Raw genomic sequence first — 1,169 nt, forward strand, 5'->3', positions numbered from 1 at the left:
GGCGGGCCGCCCAGTGTCCGCAGGGCTGTCAGGGCTGTGCCGCGGCGCCGGCTGCCCGTGCCGGCCGCAGTTTGCGCAGGGCCGGCAGCCCCACCGCGACGGCGGCGGCGATGAAGACGAGCTGCATCAGGGTCCGGGGCAGCAGTGCCGTCGCCGGCCCGCCGTTGACCGTGATGCCGGCAACCGCCGCGTAGACGTTCGCCGGGAACATCGCCACCATCAGCACGGCCAGGCCTGCCGCGGCCCACGGGGCAGCGCGGCGGTGGAGCAGGGCCGCGGCGCCGGCCAGCTCAAGCAGGCCGGTCACCGTCACCAGCAGCTCCGGCTGCGGCAGCGCCGGCGGCACCATGGCAACGAGCCCGCTGCGCAGGTCGTTGAAGTGCGCCGTGCCGGTCAGCACGAACATGGCCGCGAGGCCGCCGCGAAGGGCGGTGCGCCAGGACCGGAGCGGCTTGATGCCGGCGGCGCCGGCGCCCCGCAGCAGGAGGCTGGCGATGAGGAGGGTAATTAGGGGTGCCATTGTTGAATCCCTTCCGGGGAACAAGGAATCTTGACACTGTCTAGATTACTCCGCGGCCTGAACTTGTCAATGGCAAGATTGGGATTAGGCTGGTGGCATGAGCAGCCACGCGTCCTACCACCACGGAGACTTGCGCCGGACGATCATCGGCGCCGCCGTCGAGGCCATCACCGAGTCCGGCCCGGCCGCCCTGAGCCTGCGCGAGCTGGCCCGGCGTGCCGGCGTTTCGCACGCCGCACCCGCCCACCACTTCGGGGACAAGGCCGGTCTGCTGACCGCGGTGGCCGTGCAGGGTTTCGAACTGCTGGCGGACGCGCTGGCCGAGGCGCGGCGCCACACCGGGGACTTCCTTGACGTGGGGGTGGCCTACGTCGGCTTCGCCGTCGGGCATCCGGCGCATTTCGACGTGATGTTCCGGCCGGAGCTGTACCGGGGCGACGACCCGGAGCTGCTGGCGGCCAAGGCCCGCGCCGGGGAGGCACTGTACGGCGGAGCCGCCGCCTTCGCGGCACCGGAACCGGGCCCCGGCATCCAGGAGACGGCGCTGGCCGCCTGGTCCCTGGTCCACGGCTTCGCCACCCTCTGGCTCAGCGGCAGCCGGCCCCCGGGCCTGCCGGAGCATCCGCAGGCTGCGGCGCGCCGGGTGGCC

At 73.3% G+C, this 1,169-nt stretch carries 2 protein-coding genes; one reads left to right on the top strand and one right to left on the bottom strand.

From position 1 onward, the window contains the following. Positions 1 to 28: 28 nt before the first annotated feature. Positions 29 to 520, bottom strand: coding sequence for a DoxX family membrane protein (locus ACFQ36_RS22820; protein ID WP_377017868.1), 492 nt, complete (start codon positions 518 to 520; stop codon positions 29 to 31). A gap of 97 nt (positions 521 to 617) precedes the next feature. Here ACFQ36_RS22820 and ACFQ36_RS22825 point away from each other — a divergent pair. Continuing rightward, positions 618 to 1,169: TetR/AcrR family transcriptional regulator (locus tag ACFQ36_RS22825; RefSeq protein ID WP_377017870.1), on the top strand; the 552-nt coding region annotated here is incomplete at its 3' end.

It is taken from the genome of Arthrobacter sp. GCM10027362, assembly GCF_042679445.1.
Taxonomy (GTDB): domain Bacteria; phylum Actinomycetota; class Actinomycetes; order Actinomycetales; family Micrococcaceae; genus Crystallibacter.

Excerpts from the sequence above, each read along its gene's own strand:
- ACFQ36_RS22820 (WP_377017868.1), bottom strand. The coding sequence starts at position 520 with ATGGCACCCCTAATTACCCTCCTCATCGCCAGCCTCCTGCTGCGGGGC.